Source organism: Actinoplanes sp. NBRC 101535, from assembly GCF_030269225.1.
In the GTDB taxonomy this organism is placed as follows: Bacteria; Actinomycetota; Actinomycetes; order Mycobacteriales; family Micromonosporaceae; genus Actinoplanes; species Actinoplanes rectilineatus.
The window spans coordinates 269275-287364 of sequence record NZ_BSSY01000002.1; the positions used below are offsets into that span (position 1 = coordinate 269275).

The 18090-nt window shown below is 70.8% G+C and carries 14 protein-coding genes; 10 read left to right on the forward strand and 4 right to left on the reverse strand.

Going from position 1 to position 18090, the window contains the following annotated elements; translation table 11 throughout:
- Nucleotides 1-54 precede the first annotated feature (54 nt).
- From QSK32_RS06290 to QSK32_RS06310, 5 genes are all read left to right on the forward strand, one after another.
- Nucleotides 55-966: a hypothetical protein gene (locus QSK32_RS06290; RefSeq protein ID WP_211275435.1), complete on the forward strand. Its 912-nt coding sequence runs from the start codon at nt 55-57 to the stop codon at nt 964-966.
- Nucleotides 963-2432, forward strand: coding sequence for a peptidase M16 family protein (locus tag QSK32_RS06295; RefSeq protein WP_285471417.1), 1470 nt, complete (start codon nt 963-965; stop codon nt 2430-2432). Before QSK32_RS06290 ends, QSK32_RS06295 begins: the two co-directional genes overlap by 4 nt.
- A 71-nt stretch (nt 2433-2503) precedes the next feature.
- Complete coding sequence (locus QSK32_RS06300) at nt 2504-3448, forward strand: DUF4034 domain-containing protein (protein ID WP_285471418.1); 945 nt, start codon at nt 2504-2506, stop codon at nt 3446-3448.
- On the forward strand, nt 3445-5148 hold the full coding sequence (locus QSK32_RS06305) for a M16 family metallopeptidase (RefSeq protein ID WP_045744334.1): 1704 nt from the start codon (nt 3445-3447) through the stop codon (nt 5146-5148). The genes QSK32_RS06300 and QSK32_RS06305 overlap by 4 nt, the downstream gene beginning before the upstream one ends.
- Before the next feature lie 42 nt (nt 5149-5190).
- Nucleotides 5191-6795: a molybdopterin-dependent oxidoreductase gene (locus QSK32_RS06310; RefSeq protein WP_285471419.1), complete on the forward strand. Its 1605-nt coding sequence runs from the start codon at nt 5191-5193 to the stop codon at nt 6793-6795.
- 159 nt (nt 6796-6954) lie between these two features.
- On the opposite strand, the gene QSK32_RS06315 is transcribed toward QSK32_RS06310, so the two are convergent.
- Complete coding sequence (locus QSK32_RS06315; protein ID WP_045744336.1) at nt 6955-7341, reverse strand: WhiB family transcriptional regulator; 387 nt, start codon at nt 7339-7341, stop codon at nt 6955-6957.
- Between the two features lie 231 nt (nt 7342-7572).
- Between QSK32_RS06315 and QSK32_RS06320 the strand changes: the two genes are divergently transcribed.
- The gene (locus QSK32_RS06320) at nt 7573-8415 is read left to right on the forward strand and encodes a response regulator transcription factor (protein WP_045744337.1); all 843 of its coding nucleotides are present in this window, start codon (nt 7573-7575) and stop codon (nt 8413-8415) included.
- Between the two features lie 219 nt (nt 8416-8634).
- Here the strand turns inward: QSK32_RS06320 and QSK32_RS06325 are convergent, their stop codons facing one another.
- The gene (locus tag QSK32_RS06325; protein WP_045744338.1) at nt 8635-9030 is read right to left on the reverse strand and encodes a DUF5319 domain-containing protein; all 396 of its coding nucleotides are present in this window, start codon (nt 9028-9030) and stop codon (nt 8635-8637) included.
- Between the two features lie 120 nt (nt 9031-9150).
- Here QSK32_RS06325 and guaB point away from each other — a divergent pair, with 120 nt between their 5' ends.
- Together guaB and QSK32_RS06335 are read left to right on the forward strand one after the other, a co-directional pair.
- A complete protein-coding gene (gene guaB, locus QSK32_RS06330; protein WP_285471420.1) occupies nt 9151-10638 on the forward strand; it encodes an IMP dehydrogenase in 1488 nt (495 codons plus the stop codon).
- Nucleotides 10639-10653: 15 nt separating this feature from the next.
- Complete coding sequence (locus QSK32_RS06335; RefSeq protein ID WP_045744340.1) at nt 10654-11772, forward strand: GuaB3 family IMP dehydrogenase-related protein; 1119 nt, start codon at nt 10654-10656, stop codon at nt 11770-11772.
- 125 nt (nt 11773-11897) lie between these two features.
- Here the strand turns inward: QSK32_RS06335 and QSK32_RS06340 are convergent, their stop codons facing one another.
- Together QSK32_RS06340 and QSK32_RS06345 are read right to left on the reverse strand one after the other, a co-directional pair.
- On the reverse strand, nt 11898-13310 hold the full coding sequence (locus tag QSK32_RS06340) for a M1 family metallopeptidase (RefSeq protein WP_285471421.1): 1413 nt from the start codon (nt 13308-13310) through the stop codon (nt 11898-11900).
- A 9-nt stretch (nt 13311-13319) separates the two neighbouring features.
- Nucleotides 13320-14411, reverse strand: coding sequence for an LCP family protein (locus QSK32_RS06345; protein ID WP_285471422.1), 1092 nt, complete (start codon nt 14409-14411; stop codon nt 13320-13322).
- Between the two features lie 148 nt (nt 14412-14559).
- Between QSK32_RS06345 and QSK32_RS06350 the strand changes: the two genes are divergently transcribed.
- Both QSK32_RS06350 and guaA read left to right on the forward strand, forming a co-directional pair.
- Nucleotides 14560-16374, forward strand: a complete 1815-nt coding sequence (locus QSK32_RS06350; RefSeq protein ID WP_285471423.1) for a S8 family serine peptidase — start codon at nt 14560-14562, stop codon at nt 16372-16374.
- Nucleotides 16375-16457: 83 nt separating this feature from the next.
- Nucleotides 16458-18005, forward strand: coding sequence for a glutamine-hydrolyzing GMP synthase (gene guaA, locus QSK32_RS06355; RefSeq protein WP_285471424.1), 1548 nt, complete (start codon nt 16458-16460; stop codon nt 18003-18005).
- Nucleotides 18006-18090: the final 85 nt, after the last annotated feature.

Sequence of the window (18090 nt, forward strand, 5' to 3'; positions counted from 1 at the left end):
AGGCCTGATCACCCGAAATCCAGGGGCCATCGCGGAAGCTCTATGCTGCCCGCCATGCCCCCCCACCACCCGGTTCTGGACCCGGCCGTCGCGTACCCGAAGATCGCGGGACTGCGGACGGCTCTGGACGACGGTGACTGGCCGGCCTGCCGGGGACTGCTCGACCCGGCCGAGCCCGCGGAGCGCACCGCGCTGATCCAGGCCGGCGCGGACGAGCCCGGCTTGGAGGACTTCCTGCGCGGCGTGCTGCGCGCCGACCCGGCCGACGGCGCGGCCGGCGCCCTGCTCGGCCGGCACCTGATCAACGTGGGCTGGGAGGTGCACGCCGAGGAGCGCGCCGAGCCGGGCTGCCCGGAGTGCTTCCGCAAGGCCGAGCGGGTGCTGATCTCGGCCGCCGCGCACAGCCCCGGCGACCACGCGGTCTGGGTGTCCCGGCTGATCACCGCCCGGCGCCTCGAACTGGGCCGGTCCGAGGCCCGACGGCGGTACGACCGGCTGGCCGAGCTCGACCCGCACCACCTGCCCGGACAGGTGGAATTCCTGCACCACCTGACGCCTCGTCGCGGTGGTTCCTGGGAGCGTGCCCACCGGTTCGCCGTGGAGGCCGCCGAGGACGCCCCGCCCGGCGCGCACCAGCCGGTGCTGATCGCCGAGGTGCACCTCGGCCGGTGGCGGGAGACCGGCCGGGGCCACCTGGCGGGCGAGACCGTCCGGGCCGAGCTGTACGACGCCGCCCACCACGCGGTGTGGCACCCGGACTTCCGGCGTACCCATGGATGGGTCGAGGTCGTGAGCACTTTCGCGATGGTCTTCGCGCTGCTCGACGACCAGCAGGCAGCCGCGTCCCTCTTCGCCGAACTGGGCGAGCTGGACTCCGCGCACCCGTGGAACCTGCTCGGCGACCCCGCCACCGTCATCACCAAGTACCGCCGCAACGCCGAGCGGGCCGCCGGAGGAGACCGATGATCAGGCTGACCGAGGTGGACGGGATCCCCGCCGTGGTCGCCCGGACCGGCGGTCCCACCCACGCCGGCCTGGTCTTCCGGGTCGGCATCGCGGACGAGCCGCTGGCCCGGCGCGGCATCACCCACCTGGTCGAGCACCTGGTGCTCGGCCGGCCCTCCGCCGGTCACCACCGCAACGGCGCCACCGGCGTGGAGCACACGTACTTCCACACCCAGGGCACCGCTGACGAGATCACCGCCTTCCTGGAGGGGGTCTGCGCGGTGCTGCGCGACCCGCCGGCCGACCGGATCGCCGAGGCGGCGGAGGCCCTGCACGCCGAATCGGCCGGCCGGGGACGCGACCGGCTGCCGATGTGGCGCTACGGCGCCCGCGACTTCGGCATGGCCAGCTACCCCGAGTGGGGCCTGGACCGGATCACCGGCGAGGACCTGCACGACTGGATCGGCCGGTTCTTCACCAGGGAGAACGCGGCGCTCTGGGTGGCCGGTGACGGTCCCGCCGAGGGTCTGCGCCTGGACCTGCGCTCCGGCGTCCGGCAGGCGCCTCCGGCACCGTCGGCCGCACCCCCTGGCGCACCGGCCTGGTTCGCCGGCGACAGCGACATGGTGGGGTGGGACACCGTGGTACGCCGTGAGGCCCGTGCCGCGGTCTTCGCCAACGTCCTGGAGCGCCAGATGTTCCGTGACCTGCGCCTGCGGGGCGGCATCTCGGATCAGGTACGCACCGAGTACGAACCCCGGGCCGCCGGTTCCGCCCGGATCACCGCGTACGCCGACTCCCTGCCCGGACGGCGGGAGGCGGTGCTCGGCGGGATGGTCGACGTGCTGGCGGGGATGCGGGCCGGCCGGATCGACGATGAGGACGTGGCCACCGTCGTCGGCCTGACCTGCGACGGTCTCAAGCACGCCGAGTCCCGGGGCGGCCGGCTGCCGGGGCAGGCGTTCAACCTGCTCGCCGGCCGTGGCGTGCAGGGCATCGGTGAGGTGCTCGCCGAGGTCCGCGCGGTCACCGCGGCCGACGTGGCGGAGGTGGCCGCGGACGCGTACCGGGAGGGTCTGCTGATGACCCCGGAGGGCACGGCCGCCGACTGGGCCGGGTACGCCGCCGCCCCGGTCTCGTCCGGCCCGGTGGTGAGCGGCCGGGCGTACCGGGGGCGTAAGGACCGGGCGCTGCGCCTGATCCACGGCGACGAGGGTGTGAGTGTGATCACCGGCGATGCCACCGCGACCGTCCGGTACGACACCTGCGCCGCCCTGCTCGCCTGGCCGGACGGCGGACGCCATCTGGTCGGTGAGGACGCGATCGTGGCGAAGGTCGAACCCACCCTGTTCCGCGGCGCCGAAGAGGTCGTCCGGGACCTCGACCAGCGCTTCCCCGGTGCGCTGCGGGTGGTGATGCCGGCCCGTGACCCGTCGGCGGTCCCGGCCCCGGTGGCCGGCCGTCCGTGGTGGCGCCGAGAGACCTGAACCGTCGGTCGAACGGCTGAGGCCGGTATCGCCGATGCGTCGACGGTTGATCGACGCTTATGCTGCGCGCCATGTCGCATCCCTCCGACGTGGTCTTCGACCCCGCCGCCGCGTATCCGGACATCCCGGTGCTGACCGCGGCCCTCGCCCGGCGGGACTGGTCCGCGTGCCGTGCCCTGCTCGACTCGGTGAGCCCCGCGGACCGGACCTCGCTGATCCGCACCGCCGGCGACGAGAAGGACCTGGAGGGCTTCCTCCGCGAGGTGCTGCGCAAAGACCCCCGGGACGGCGCCGCGTCGGCGCTGCTCGGCTTCCACCTGATCTACCTGGGCTGGGAGATCCGCACCGCGGCCTGGGCCAAGGACGTGACGCCGGAGCAGTGGGCCGGTTTCCGGGACCACCTGTGCCGGGCCGAGCAGGCGCTGATCGACGCGAGCGCGTACGACCGGTCCGACGCCGCGGTCTGGACGGCCCGGCTGCTGGCCGCCCGCGGACTGTCGCTGGGCAGCGCCGAGAGCCGCCGCCGGTACGACCGTCTCTCCGCCGCCGTGCCGCACCACCTGCCCGGCCAGATGGAGCTCGCCTGGGGGCTGGAGCCCAAGTGGTTCGGCAGCTGGGAGGAGCTGCACGAGTTCGCCCGGGACTCGGCGCTGGCCGCCCCGCCCGGCAGCCCGCACGGCCTGCTGCTCGCCGAGGCGTTCTTCGCCCGGTACACCACCGCCGACAACGACGCCGAACGCGGCTCGCTGCTGCACGACCAGCGGATGCGCAACGACCTCTACCGGGTGGCCGAGCATTCGGTGCTGCACCCGGAGTTCCGTCGCGACTACGGCTGGGTCCGCGCGGCGAACACCTTTGCGGCATACTTCGCGCTCGTCCAGGACCAGCCCAACACGGCCCGGATGTTCGGCGTCCTCGGCAACCTCGCCGTCGCCGATCCCTGGTCGCACCAGGAGGCGGACGCCGCCGTCCGGATCCGGCAGGCACGCACGTGGGCGTTCGGAGGCGCACGATGATCACTGAGCTCGAGGTCGGCGGCATCCCCGTGGTGCTGGCGCCGACCACCGGACCGATGCACGCCGGCCTGGTCTTCCGGGTCGGCTTCGCGGACGAGACGCTGGCCCGGCGGGGCATCACCCACCTGGTCGAGCACCTGGCGCTGCACTCGTTCGGGGTCGCCGACTACCACTACAACGGCGCCACCGGGGTGGAGTTCACCTTCTTCCACATGCAGGGCGCCGAGGCGGACATCGTGGCGTTCCTCAACGGCGTCTGCGCCGCGCTGAGCGACCTGCCGATGCAGCGCCTGGTCACCGAGAAGGAGATCCTGCGCACCGAGGAGAACGGGCGGGGCGAGGGACCGACCGAGGCGATGGCGCTGTGGCGGCACGGGGCCCGCGACTACGGCCTGGCCACGTACCCGGAATGGGGTCTCACCGGGATCACCCCCGACGACCTGCGCGCCTGGGTCGCGCAGTACTTCACCAAGGAGAACGCGGTCCTCTGGATCGCCGGTCCGGGCGTTCCCGAGGGCCTCGAACTCAACCTGCCGTCCGGGCGGCGGCAGCCGGTTCCGGCACCGTCGTCGGCTCTTCCGGTACGCCCGGCGCACTTCTCCGGTCCGTCCAACGTGGTCGGCTGGGACACCGTGGTCCGCCGGGAGGCCCGGTCCGCGGTGTTCAGCGGCGTCCTGGAACGCGCGCTGTTCCGTTCCCTGCGGCAGGAGAGCGGCCTGTCGTACACGGTGCAGACCAACTACGAGCCGCGGGCCGACGGCAGTGCGGTCGTCACCGCGGTCGCCGACGTGCTGCCGGAGAAGCAGTCCGCGGTGCTCGGCGGGTTCGTCGACGTGCTGGCCGGGTTCCGGCTCGGCCTGATCGACGAGGCCGACGTCAAGACCGTGATCACCCAACGGGCCGAGGAGGCCACGCGGGCCGAGGAGAGCGGCGCCCGTCTGCCCGGACAGGCGTTCAACCTGCTGTCCGGCCGGCCCGTGCAGACGCTCGAGGACTCGCTCGCCGAGCTGCGCGCGGTCACGGTGGCCGATGTGGCGGCGGTCGCGGTGACCGCGCACGCCGACGGCCTGCTGATGACGCCGGGGCGGACCCGCGCGGACTGGGCCGGATACGCCGAGGCACCCCGGGAGTCCGAGTCGGTGGCGCAGGGCACGGCGTACCCCTCGCTGGAGGACCCGTCCGTCGTGGTGGTGGCCGGTGAGCGCGGGATCAGCCTGGTCGGTGACGGCTCGGCGGCGACCGTCCACTTCGACGAGTGCTCGGTGCTGCTGATCTGGCCGGACGGCGCCCGCCGGTTCGTCGGCCACGACGGCATCCAGGTGCACTTCGAGCCGACCCTGTTCACCAACGGGCACGCCCTGCTGCCGGCCCTGGACTCCCGGGTACGCCCGGAGCTGCACGCCGCCATGCCGGCCCGTGACCCGTCCCGCATCCCGGCCCCGCAGCCGCCGGGGCAGCGCGGGTACGGCCACCCGCAGGCGCCGTCGCAGGGTGGCAAGGCCGGCCCGATCGTGGGGTTGGTCTTCGCCGTTCCGGGGCTGCTCCTCTTCGGTGGTCTCGGCCTGCTGATGCTGCTCGCGTCGACACTCGACGACGTGGACAGGGGCTTCGAGGTCGTCCTCGGACTGATCTTCCTGGCCTTCGCAGCCGGTGCCGGATACGGCGTGTTCAAAGCTGTCCGCAGCCTGCGAGGGCGCTGAGAGTTTCGGCCGCCGGTCCCGGTGCGGGGGCAGGATGGTGAGGTGAAGGCAACGGTACGGTCCGGCCTGGCCGGAGTGGCGGCGGCCGCAGTCGCGCTGGGCGCGGCCGAGTCGGTCGCGGCGGGCACGGGGGCGGATTCGTCCCCGCTGGTCGCGGTCGGTGCGGTGGTGGTCGATCACGTGCCGGCGTCGGTCAAGGACTTCGGCATCGCGGTCTTCGGGGTGCACGACAAGACCGCGTTGCTGGTGGGCACGGCGATCCTGCTGGCCTGCTACGCGTACGGGCTGGGCGTTGTCGGACGTCGCCGGTGGCCGTGGGCGGTGGCCGGGATCGGGCTGTTCGCGGTGGCCGGCGTGGTGGCGGCGGTGACCCGGCCGGGCGCGGGTGCCACGGCGGCGTTACCGGCCCTGATCGGTGCCGGTCTGGCGGTCCCCGTTCTGCGCTACCTGCTGGCGGCGGCGGACGGGCGGTCGGAGAGCGGGCACCGGGGTGCGGCGGCGGCCGGCGGCACGGACCGCGGTGGCGCTCCCGCCGCGGAGGCGGGACGGGACGAGGGGGCCGGGACGGCCGTTCACGCGTACCCCCGAGAGAGCCGCCGCCGGTTTCTGAAAGGTCTGGGGATCGCGGGTGTGGCGGCCCTGGCGGCCGGGGGCGCGGGACGGCTGATCGGCTCGCGCCGCGCGGTCACCTCGGCCCGGCAGTCGGTGGTGCTGCCGGTGGCCGCGGAGCCCGCCCCGGTCGTGCCCGCCGCGGCCCAGGTCTCCGGCGCGGTGCCCTGGGTGACGCCGAACCGGGAGTTCTACCGGATCGACACCGCGCTGGTCACCCCTCAGGTGGACCCCTCGTCGTGGACGCTGCGGATCCACGGGATGGTCCGTAACCCGATCACCATCACCTGGGCGGAGCTGTTGCAACGCCCGATGGTGGAGCGACACGTGACCATCGCCTGTGTATCGAACGAGGTGGGTGGCGATCTCATCGGGAACGCGCTGTGGCTGGGTACGCCGATCAAGGCGCTGATCGACGAGGCGGATCCGCTGCCCGAGGCGGATCAGGCCGTGCAGCGATCGGCGGACGGCTGGACCTGTGGCACGCCGACCGCCGTGCTGCGGGACGGGCGGGACGCGCTGCTCGCGATCGGGATGAACGGTGAGGCGCTGCCGGTGCCGCACGGGTTCCCGGTCCGAATGATCGTTCCCGGACTCTACGGGTACGTCTCCGCCTGCAAGTGGATCACCGAGATCGAGCTGACGAGATTTGCCGATTTCGATGCCTACTGGGTGCCGCGAGGCTGGTCGGCGCAGGGCCCGATCAAGACCCAGTCACGAATCGACAGTCCTCGGGACGGTGCCTCGAAGCCTGCCGGGGCGGTCACGGTGGCCGGGGTGGCCTGGGCGCAGCACCGCGGGGTCGCCAAGGTCGAACTGCAGGTGGACGAGGGGGATTGGGAGACCGTCACCCTCGCGCCGACGGTGTCCGCCGACACCTGGCGGCAGTGGACGCACACCTGGCAGGCGACTCCCGGGACGCACACGCTCCGGGTGCGGGCGACCGATCTCGACGGTGCCGTGCAGACCGCCGACACCGCGCCACCGGCGCCCGACGGCGCCACCGGGTGGCATCAGGTCAACATCGACGTCGAGTAGCCGGAAACCGCACTTTCGGTCCGACTCGAGAACGCAAGTCGCTCATACGGTGGGTTGCATGTCCACCGATGCGGTTGAAGAACCGCGGAACCAGTCGACACGGCCCTCCGGGGAGGACCGTGTCGTCAGTCGCGTGGTGATGCCGCGCTCCGGACGGCGTCAGGCCGCCGGGGCCTGCCGCTGCGCGGGAACTGCCGTCTTGTGGGGCCGGCCGAGGCGAGCCTCGAGCCGGAGCAGGTCGACCCGTCCGTGACGATCGGCCAGGTCCTCCCAGCCGACCGCGAGCAGCCGCAGCCGCTCCGACTCGCTGAGACCTCCCCAGACACCGTACGGCTCGCGTACCGCGAGGGCGTGCGCGGCGCATTCGGCCCGGACCGGGCAGGCACCGCACATGGTCTTCGCCTTGACCTCGCGGCGATTGCGGGACGACCCGCGTTCGCCGTCGGGGTGGAAGAACTGCGCGCTGTCCCGGCCACGGCAAATACCGAGTCGTTGCCAGTCCCAAAGATCGGCGATGGGGCCGGGCAGTCTGCGAACGTTCGACATCTACACCCTCCTCCCGCGCGGCACCGCGGAGCGTTCCTCATGAGGGGCCTGGGTCAGGCCTTTGGCGGCTGTACCCAGGTTGACGCCGACTCACACGCGCCATGTCGATGTCTTCGTGAGCGGTATCGCAAAGGGGTGGCAAGTCATACCTATCTTTCCCGTTTTTTCCATCTAAAGCGCGTAATGCTGCGGCCCTCGCGTGATCTCCTCTGAGAGAGAAGGAGGATCACTGTGCGTACCGTCCTCGTGTGCGTCCGAACCCCGCTGGCGGCCCAGACCGTCGCGTCCACCGCGGCCCGGCTCGGCATGACCGGCGTCGTCCGGACAGCGGTCAGCGAGACCGAGGCCATGATCCGACTGGCGGAACGGCCCGCCGAAGTGGTCCTGGCCGACACCGCCGTGACCCGACCCGACAGCGTCGGTTTCACCCGACGCGTACTTGCCCGCGCCCCCCAGGCGCAAGTGGTGCTCTTCGGTGCGGAAGACCCTCGGGTAGCCGCGGCGGCTGTCGCCGCGGGTGCCCGAGGAGTCATCCGTGGCGTCGAGCACGACCTGGTCAGCGTCGTCGCGAAGGCGCTGCTCCTGTTGCTGTTGCCGGTACGCCCGCAGGGCATGCCGATCAACGGCGCCAACGCACAACCGGCCACCGTGGCCGGCGGCGTCCGCAACACCAACTCACCGGCCGCACGCGGCCAGTACCGCGACGGGCTCGGCATGGGAGTGCCGAACGCGTCCGCGGTGCCGGCGATGCTGCCCAACTCACCGATGGTCCCGGCACAGCGCGGCGACGCACCCATCGATCCGGCCACCGGCCGGCCGATGGTGGCCTGGCCGGGCAACGAGGGCGGCATGGGCGATGCCGCACCGGCCGGGCGGCGGCTCACGCTCACCGAGCGTGAACTGCAGGTCCTGCGAGGCATGGCCGACGGCAAGAGCAACGCCGAGATCGGCCGGGAGCTTTTCGTCTCGGAGGACACCGTCAAGACCCACGCACGGAGACTGTTCCGCAAACTGGGCGCCCGCGACCGGGCGCACGCGGTGGCGGCGGGGTTCCGGGCGGGGCTGGTCGCCTGATTCCTCCCGGGGGGTCGAGAGGGGGCGGCGGTCACCGGTTCTTCCGGTGGCCGCCGCTCGCGTTCCCACCCGCAAGCCACTCTCACCCTGGAATCCGGGACGCCAGTCGTCGGTGGCATCCACCGATAAAAAATGATAAATCAGGTCATCTGGCGAAAATTCGTCCCGACGGAGCCGATGACGGGACGGCAGATGGACGACGACCACCGGCAGGACCGGTCAGTCGTCGTCGGTGCCCTCGGTCAGGGTGTCGTGGACGCCGTCGGCGTAACCGCGGGCATACTCCCAGGTCACATAGTGATCCGGGTCCGGGTCGTACGCCGGCTCGTGCACCCGTGGCCGCCCACTGCTCAGTAGGTGACGCAGGTTGCCGCGGAGCAGGTCCCAGTCGAAGTAGTGCGGCTCGTGACAGTCCTCGCACTCGATGACCAGGCCGCGGATGCCGGTCGGACTCAGCAACGCCTGGTAGATCTCCAGGTCGGAGAGGTCCTCGAGGACGTCCTGCCGCTCGTCCTCGGTCAGCGGTTCGTTCTCGGCGTCCTCGTTGAGGTCGTCGAGTCCGGCGGCCGGGTCGGCGGGATCGCCGTTGAACGGGTCGATCGGCTCATCTTGCACCCTCACACCGTACTCACCTCCCGAGCGGGTGTGCTGGCCCGCACGTTCTGTCCGCCGCCTGGGTGCCCCGTTCCAGCTGGGTAGGATGATGGGACCCCGCCTCTTCTCTAGGGATGATTTGTGGAAACTGACAGCGCCCGCACCGTTCCGCTCGGTTTGACCTTCGACGACGTGCTGCTGCAGCCCGGTGAGTCGGATGTCGTTCCCAGCCGGGTCAACACCGTGACGCGCCTGACCCGCAACGTCGAGCTCTCCATCCCGCTGCTCTCCGCGGGCATGGACACGGTCACCGAGGCGCGGATGGCGATCGCCATGGCGCGGCAGGGCGGCATCGGCGTGCTGCACCGCAACCTCTCGGTCGAGGACCAGGCGGCTCAGGTCGACCTGGTGAAGCGTTCCGAATCCGGCATGATCACGAACCCGGTGACGTGCAGCCCGGACGACACCCTCGAGCAGGTGGACGCGCTCTGCGGGCGTTACCGGATCTCCGGCGCCCCGGTGGTGGACGCGTCCGGCGTGCTGGTCGGCATCGTCACCAACCGCGACATGCGGTTCGTCAGCGATCACAGCGCCAAGGTGCGTGACGTGATGACGAAGACCCCGCTGATCACCGCCCCGGTGGGGGTGACCAAGGACCAGGCACTCGCGCTGCTCAGCAAGCACAAGGTGGAGAAGCTTCCGCTCGTCGACGACGGCGGCCGGCTGCGTGGCCTGATCACGGTGAAGGACTTCACCAAGAGCGAGCAGTACCCGAACGCCGCCAAGGACGCGCAGGGCCGGCTCCGGGTGGCGGCCGCGGTGGGCGTCGGCGACGACTCCTACAAGCGGGCGCGGGCCCTGGTCGACGCCGGTGTGGACGTGGTCATCGTCGACACCGCGCACGGTCACCAGCGCGCGGTGCTGGAGATGGTCGCCCGTCTGAAGAAGGACACCACGATCGACATCGTGGGCGGCAACATCGCTACGTACGCCGGTGCCAAGGCACTGGTCGAGGCGGGTGCCGACGCGGTCAAGGTCGGTGTCGGCCCGGGCGCGATCTGCACGACCCGGATCGTCGCGGGTGTCGGCGTCCCGCAGATCACCGCGATCATGGAGGCGGCCCGGGCCTGTGCCCCGGCCGGCGTCCCGGTGATCGGCGACGGTGGCATCCAGTACAGCGGTGACATCGCCAAGGCGATCGTGGCCGGCGCGAGCACGGTGATGCTCGGTAGCCTGCTGGCCGGTTCCGAGGAGAGCCCCGGCGAGCTGATCTTCCTGAACGGCAAGCAGTACAAGTCGTACCGTGGCATGGGTTCGCTGGGCGCGATGCAGTCCCGCGGTCAGGCCAAGTCGTACTCGAAGGACCGTTACTTCCAGCAGGATGTGAACGAGGACAAGCTGGTCCCCGAGGGCGTCGAGGGTCAGGTGCCCTATCGTGGTCCTCTGTCCAGGGTGGCGCACCAGCTCATCGGCGGGCTGCGCGCGGCCATGGGCTACGTGGGCGCGGAGACCATCCCCGACCTGCAGGAGCGGGGACAGCTCATCCGGATCACCGCGGCCGGGCTCAAGGAGAGCCACCCGCACGACATCCAGATGACGGTCGAGGCTCCCAACTACCACTCCCGCTAATAAGGAACAGGTCCAATGCGTGACGTCGTGGAGATCGGCTTAGGCAAGACCGCCCAGCGCGGCTACCACCTGGACGACATCGCCATCGTTCCGAGCCGTCGCACCCGCGACGTCGACGACGTGTCGACCGAGTGGAAGCTCGACGCGTACCCCTTCAAGATCCCCTGCGTCGCGCACCCGTCGGACGCGACCATGAGCCCGGAGTCCGCGATCGCGCTGGGCCGCCTCGGCGGCCTGGGCGTGCTCAACGCCGAGGGCCTGTGGACCCGCTACGAGGACCCCACCAAGATCCTCGAGGAACTCGCCTCGCTGGGCGAGGACGCCGACGCCACCAAGCGTCTGCAGGAGGTCTACGCCGAGCCGATCCGGCCGGAGTTGATCGGTGAGCGGGTCCGGCAGATGCGCGCCGGCGGCGTCACCGTGGCCGTCCGGGTGTCGCCGCAGCACACCCTGGCCCTCGCCCCGGTGATCCTGGACGCGGGCGTCGACCTGCTGGTCATCCAGGGCACGCTGGTCTCCGCGGAGCACGTCTCCACGACGGACGAGCCGCTCAACCTCAAGGAGTTCATCGCCGACCTCGACCTGCCGGTCATCGTCGGCGGTTGCACCGACTACAAGACGGCCCTGCACCTGATGCGCACCGGTGCGGCCGGCGTGATCGTGGGCGTCGGCGCCGACGAGTGGTCGACCACCGACACCGTCCTGGGCATCCGGGTGCCGATGGCGACCGCGATCGCCGACGCCGCGGCCGCGCGCCGCGACTACCTGGACGAGACCGGTGGCCGTTACGTGCACCTGATCGCCGACGGCGGCATCGCGACCTCGGGCGACATCGCCAAGGCGATCGGCTGCGGCGCCGACGCGGTGATGCTCGGCGAGCCGCTGTCGCTGGCCGAGGGCGCTCCGGCGGGCGGCGCGTGGTGGCACTCGTCGGCCAGCCACCCGGACCTGCCGCGCGGTGGCTTCTGCATCGCGGGCGAGCCGGACGGCACGCTCGACGAGGTCCTCTACGGTCCCGCGGCCCGCGCCGACGGCCAGCTCAACCTGTTCGGCGGACTGCGCCGGGCGATGGCCAAGTGCGGTTACCGCGACGTCAAGGAATTCCAGAAAGTCGCGCTCGTGCTGGACCGATGAGCTGCGGGGAGAGCTGAGCGACGGGCCTTCGGGTCCGTCGCTTTTCCTTTTCTCGTACGCGTGACAGGACGCACCGTGGTGGCACCGGGGACGGGGGCGCTTTACGCGTACCGATGAAGAAGGGTCTAGGGGAGCGGGGGACGTTCGGCGCTGAAGAGCCAGTCCTGGAAGAACGTGCCGAGATCGCGTCCGGAGGCCTCCTCGGCCGCCTCGATGAACTGGTCGGTGGTGACGTTGCCGTCCTTGTGGTCGGCGGCCCACGCCTTGATCAGCGGGAAGAACTCGTCGTCGCCGATGGTGCGGCGCAGTGCGTGCACGGTCATCCCGCCGCGCTGGTAGACCGCGTCGCCGAAGATCCGGTTGGGTCCGGGGTCGCCGGGTGGTTCGGCCCAGTTGAACGCCTTGTAGTTCTGGTCGAACAGCTCCTCTGCGGTGTCCTGGCCGTCGTGCTCGGACCACAGCCACTCGGCGTAGGTGGCGAACCCCTCGTTGAGCCAGATGTCCTGCCAGCGGCTGATCGCCACGCTGTCGCCGAACCATTGGTGTGCCAGTTCGTGCGCGACCACGCCGGTGTTGACGCCCCCGCTGAAGAAGGTGTCGCCGTAGACCGGCCGGGCCTGGGTCTCCAGCGCGTAGCGGATCTCGTCCTCGTCGACGACGACGCCGCCGTTGGCGGCGAACGGGTAGGGCCCGAACTGCGTCGCCAGGTAGTCGGTGATCTCGCCGGTGCGGGCCAGGGACCGGGCCGCGGCGCCGTCGGCGGGCAGTGACTCGGGGATCGCGGTGACCATCGGCAGGTCATTGTGGGTGGTCGTGGCGATCCGGTACCGCCCGATCACGACGGTGGAGAGATAACTGGCCATCGGCGCGTTCTCGGTCCACCGCCAGGTGGTCCAGCCGTCGACGGTCTCCCGGGTGCCCGGCACGCCGTTACTGATCACCTCGAGGCCGTCCGGCACCTCCATGGCGAGGCGGAAGGTGGCCTTGTCGGAGGGGTGGTCGTTGACCGGGTACCACGTGCTGGCGGACTCCGGCTGTCCGAGAGCGATCGCGCCGTCCGTGGTCCGGAACCAGCCGCCGTTGCCGAGGGTCTTGTTCTCCAGCTGGCCGGGCTGTCCCGCGTAGGCGACCACGACGGTGAACGCCCGGCCGGACCGGATGCCGGTGGCCGGGGTGATCACCAGCTCGGTGCCCTCGGCGACGGCGGTGGCGGCGGCCCCGTCGACGGTGACCGCGCTGCTGGTCAGATGGGACAGGTCGAAGTTGAAGCGGGACAGGTCCTGGGTCGCGGTGGCGGTGATGGTGGCGGTGCCGCTCAGCTTGCCGGTGGCCGGCTCGTAGCGCAGGTCCAGGTCGTAGCCGGCGACGTCGTAGCCGCCGTTGCCGTACTTCGGGAAGTACGGGTCGCCGGCGCCGTCCGCGCCGGGCTGGAAGTTCGCCGCGGACGGCTCCGGCGGCGTTTCCTTCTCGTCGGCCGAACACCCGGCCGAGCCTCCGGCCAGCAGGAGAACGAGTACCAGCCCAGCCCGTCGCCTCATGTCTGAAGGTTACTTATCGATCAGCTTGGGATGGGCGTCGAGGTACTTCGCGGCCTGCCCCTTGGCCAGTGCCTTGATGAATCCCTTGCCCTCGCTGGTGAGCTGTTCGCCCAGGTAGCCGCTGCCGTTGCCGACACCGGAGCCGGGCAGATCCACCATGGTGATCTTCTCGGGGGTCAGGCCCCGGAGGGCGTACGCGTACTCGAACGGGGTACGCCCGCCGACGTAGACCAGGGACTTGCCGAGCGCGTCGATGACGTCGCCCAGCTTCGCCGAGTCGTCGAAGCCGCCGGACAGTGCCTTGCCGAGGATGGCCTCGACCAGCTGCCGCTGGTGGTGCTGGCGGTCGTAGTCACCGTTCGGCAGGCCGTACCGCTGGCGGGCCAGGTCGATCGCCTGCCAGCCGACCAGGTGCTGCCTGCCGGTCGGATAGACGGCCTGAGGTCCGGTGTAGTCGCCGCCGCCGGAGGCCAGCGGCCGCATCGTGCCGTCCGGCTTGCGGTGCCGCGACTTCACCTTGCGGTCGAGGGTGATGTCGACGCCGCCGAGCTGGTCGACGAGTTTCGCCATGCCCCCGAAGTTCAGGATGGCGCCGCCCTGGAACGTCTTGATCCCGGTGTAGCCGCTGACGGTCTTGCTGAGCAGCTCATATCCCTGCTCGACGCTCTTCTTGTCGGTGCCCTTGATCCGGGCGCCGCGGCTCATCGCCTCGGTGATCTTGTGGCGGCCGCCACCGAACCCGGACTTGCTGTAGGCCGGGATGTCGACGCGCAGGTCGCGGGGCAGCGAATAGAGGTAGGCCTTCTCCAGGCCGGCGTCCACGTGCAGCAGCATGATCGCGTCGGCGTGCGGGTCCCAGTCCGGGATGCTGACCCGGGTGTCGACGCCGACGAGCAGCAGGTCGAGCGGACCCTTGATGTCCGCGCCCGCCGACGGGGCCGGTGACGTCGGCGCGGCGGCGGGTGCGGACGAGGCCGTGGTGCCGGCCGGCGCGGCGGCCGGCTCGGCGCCACGGTTGACCGCGATGGCGACGCCCACGCCGATCAGCAACGCGAGGGACGCGCCGATGACCACCGCCCAGGTGATCTTGCTGTTCCGCATATCGCGAACAGTAGTCGGCACACGCACGGCGGCTCAACGACGAATTAGACCCCGCTGAATGGCCGATATTGCCAGTGGTGAGATCGCTGGTACTTTGTCCCGGCGACGCGTCGGTACGCGACCGTCGCTACGGGGAGGCATTCAAGGTATGAAATCTTCCAACCGGCGTGCTGTCGTCGGCGTCGCCGCTGCATCGCTGCTCGCCGGAGTGAGTTTCGCTCCCGTGTCCGTCGCGTCCGCGGCCGAGGGCCGGGCCGAGCCGGTACGCCTGGTGGTGAGTCTCAGCGCCGGTGTCGACGCGGAGGCGACACTGCCGAGCCTGTCTCGTCTGGGGCTGGCAAGCGCGGACGCCAAGGGCGGCTCGTTCGCCCGCAAGCTCCTCGCCGAGGTACGCGCGAAGTCGATCGAGGTGCCCGGCAACAAGGCGTCGGCCGTCATGGCGGCGCTGCGCAGCGACCCGGCCGTGGCCTCCGTCCGCATCGACCCGGTCGCCACGGCTTCCGCCGTGACGCCGAACGACCCGCTCTACACGGCCGGCAACCAGAGGGAACTCGGCCAGGTCAACGTGCCGGCCGCGTGGGACACCACGACCGGCGCGAAGATCAGGGTGGCCGTGGTGGACACCGGCGTCAGCTCGGTGGGTGACCTGGCGGGCAAGGTCCTGCCCGGGCGCGACTTCTACAACTACGACGACGACGCGAGTGACGACGGGGTCTTCCCGCACGGCACGGTCGTCGCGTCGCTGATCGCCGCCGCGCCGAACAACGGCTCCGGCATGGCGGGCGTCTGCGCGCAGTGCGAGATCCTGCCGGTGAAGGTGCTCGGCTCGGGTGGCTCCGGCCACTACACCGACATCGCCGAGGGCGTCATCTACGCGGCCAAGCAGAACGCGAAGATCATCAACCTCTCGCTCGGTGGTCCGGCATCGGACCCGGTGCTGAAGGACGCCATCGCGTACGCCAACGGCAAGGGCGCGCTCGTCGTGGCCGCCGCGGGCAACGAGGGCAACACCGTGAAGCAGTACCCGGCGGCGTACGCCGACGTGCTGGCCGTGGGTGGCACCAACACCCGGACCGGCACCAACTCGCGGGTCAGCTTCTCCAGCTACGGCAGCAGCTGGGTGGACGTCGCCGCGCCGGCCATCACCGCCGGTATGTACAACGACGCGACGTACTGCTACGACACGACCAGCAGCCCGGCCTCGTGCCGCAAGGACGGGAACTACAAGGTGCAGGGCACCTCGTTCTCGGCGCCGCTGGTCTCCGGCATCGCCGCGCTGGTGGCCTCCAAGAACCCGAAGTACGCGGGCTGGAGCCTCGGCAACGCGATCACCCAGTCGGCCAAGCCGATCGGCAGCTGGGTGAAGTACGGCCTGGTCGACGCCAAGGCCGCGCTGGCCAAGGGCAACGACACCACGGCGCCGACCTTCACCTCCTTCTCCCCGGCGGCGAACGCGAAGGTGCACGGCACCGTCGCGGTCTCCACCACCGGACTGAAGGACGCCTGGTCGGGGATTCGCAACGTCGACCTCTACGTCGACGGCAAGTGGCACAGCTGGGACTACACCTCGCCCTTCCAGCCGAAGCTGAACACGGCCAAGCGGAACGGCGCCATCAAGATCCAGGTTCGGTACACCGACAAGGCGGGCAACATCCGCTGGAGCGCGGTCCGGACCGTGATCGCCGACAACAAGGTGCCGACCGTCACGGTCACCAAGGCCCCGGCGAACAAGGCCAAGGTCAAGGGCACCGTCACGGTCAAGGGCAAGGCCAGCGACGCCAACGGCATCGCCAAGGTCCAGCTCATGGTGAACGGCAAGGTCGTGGCGACCACCACGAAGGCGAGCTACTCGCTCTCCTTCAAGGTCGCCAAGCAGAAGAAGACGATGAAGGTCCGGGTCCGGGCGTACGACAAAGCGGGCAATGTCAAGTACACCGCCACGCGGACGTACAAACGCGCCTGACCTAGCGTGATCACGAGGGGGCGGTCCGTACGGGCCGTCCCCTCATCGCATCCCGGCCTCATCGCCGCCGGTAAACTCGCCGGGTGAGTACACCGCGTCCCGTTCTCGTCGTCGACTTCGGCGCCCAATACGCTCAGTTGATCGCCCGTCGGGTCCGTGAGGCCCGCGTCTACTCCGAAATCGTCCCGCACTCGATGCCGGTGGCCGAGATGCTGGCCAAGAACCCCGCCGCGATCATCCTGTCCGGTGGCCCGTCCAGCGTCTACGAGCCCGGTGCTCCGATGCTCGACCCGGCCCTGTTCGACAACGAGGTCCCGGTCTTCGGCATCTGTTACGGCTTCCAGGCGATGGCCCAGGCGCTCGGCGGCACCGTCGCCCAGACCGGCTACCGGGAGTACGGCCGGACCGTTCTGGCCGCCCAGGGCGGCACCCTGCTGCGTGACCTGCCCGCCGACCTGCCGGTCTGGATGAGCCACGGCGACAGCGTCGCGGTCGCCCCGCAGGGCTTCGCGGTCACCGCGTCGACCCCGGGCGCCCCGGTCGCCGCCTTCGAGGACCTCACCGCCAAGCGCGCCGGCGTGCAGTTCCACCCCGAGGTGGCGCACACCGAGCAGGGCCAGGAGATGCTCAAGCGTTTCCTGTACGACATCGCGGGTCTCGAGCCGACCTGGACGCCCGGCAACATCATCGAGGACCAGGTCGCCCTGATCCGCGAGAAGGTCGGCGACAAGCAGGTCCTCTGCGCGCTCTCCGGCGGCGTCGACTCGGCGGTCGCCGCGGCCCTGGTGCAGAAGGCCATCGGCGACCAGCTGACCTGTGTCTTCGTCGACCACGGCCTGCTGCGTGCCGGTGAGCACGAGCAGGTGGAGAAGGACTACGTCGCCTCCACCGGCGTGCGGCTGGTGGTGGTGGACGCGGAGGAGCAGTTCCTCGGTCACCTGGCCGGCGTCACCGACCCGGAGCAGAAGCGCAAGATCATCGGCCGCGAGTTCATCCGGACGTTCGAGGCCGCGGCCCGCGAGCTGGACGCCGAGCGGCACATCGAGTTCCTGGTGCAGGGCACCCTCTACCCGGACGTGGTGGAGTCCGGTGGCGGCACCGGCACGGCCAACATCAAGTCGCACCACAACGTCGGCGGTCTCCCCGACGACCTGCAGTTCTCCCTGATCGAGCCGCTGCGCACCCTGTTCAAGGACGAGGTCCGCGCGATCGGCAAGGAGCTCGGCCTGCCCGACGAGATCGTGCAGCGGCACCCGTTCCCGGGTCCGGGCCTGGCGATCCGCATCATCGGCGCGGTGGACCGGGAGCGGCTGGACATCCTGCGCCAGGCCGACCTGATCGCCCGCGAGGAGCTGACCGCGGCGGGTCTCGACCGGGACGTCTGGCAGTTCCCGGTCGTGCTGCTCGCCGACGTGCGCAGTGTCGGGGTGCAGGGCGACGGCCGGACCTACGGGCACCCGGTGGTGCTGCGCCCGGTCTCCAGTGAGGACGCCATGACGGCCGACTGGTCCCGGTTGCCGTACGACGTGATCGCCACCATCTCGAACCGCATCACCAACGAGGTTCGGGAGATCAACAGGGTCGTTCTGGACGTCACGAGCAAGCCCCCGGGCACCATCGAGTGGGAGTGACGGTCAGTAGTGGATCAATAGCTCAGGGCGGGTAAAATCGCCCTGAGCTGCAGTTACAGTCCGCTATCCCACTGTCAGGAACCCG

Coding starts and splice junctions, on each gene's coding strand:
- QSK32_RS06290 (WP_211275435.1), top strand. CDS start 55: ATGCCCCCCCACCACCCGGTTCTGGACCCGGCCGTCGCGTACCCGAAG.
- QSK32_RS06295 (WP_285471417.1), top strand. CDS start 963: ATGATCAGGCTGACCGAGGTGGACGGGATCCCCGCCGTGGTCGCCCGG.
- QSK32_RS06300 (WP_285471418.1), top strand. CDS start 2,504: ATGTCGCATCCCTCCGACGTGGTCTTCGACCCCGCCGCCGCGTATCCG.
- QSK32_RS06305 (WP_045744334.1), top strand. CDS start 3,445: ATGATCACTGAGCTCGAGGTCGGCGGCATCCCCGTGGTGCTGGCGCCG.
- QSK32_RS06315 (WP_045744336.1), bottom strand. CDS start 7,341: ATGTCGAACGTTCGCAGACTGCCCGGCCCCATCGCCGATCTTTGGGAC.
- QSK32_RS06335 (WP_045744340.1), top strand. CDS start 10,654: ATGCGTGACGTCGTGGAGATCGGCTTAGGCAAGACCGCCCAGCGCGGC.
- QSK32_RS06340 (WP_285471421.1), bottom strand. CDS start 13,310: ATGAGGCGACGGGCTGGGCTGGTACTCGTTCTCCTGCTGGCCGGAGGC.
- QSK32_RS06345 (WP_285471422.1), bottom strand. CDS start 14,411: ATGCGGAACAGCAAGATCACCTGGGCGGTGGTCATCGGCGCGTCCCTC.
- QSK32_RS06350 (WP_285471423.1), top strand. CDS start 14,560: ATGAAATCTTCCAACCGGCGTGCTGTCGTCGGCGTCGCCGCTGCATCG.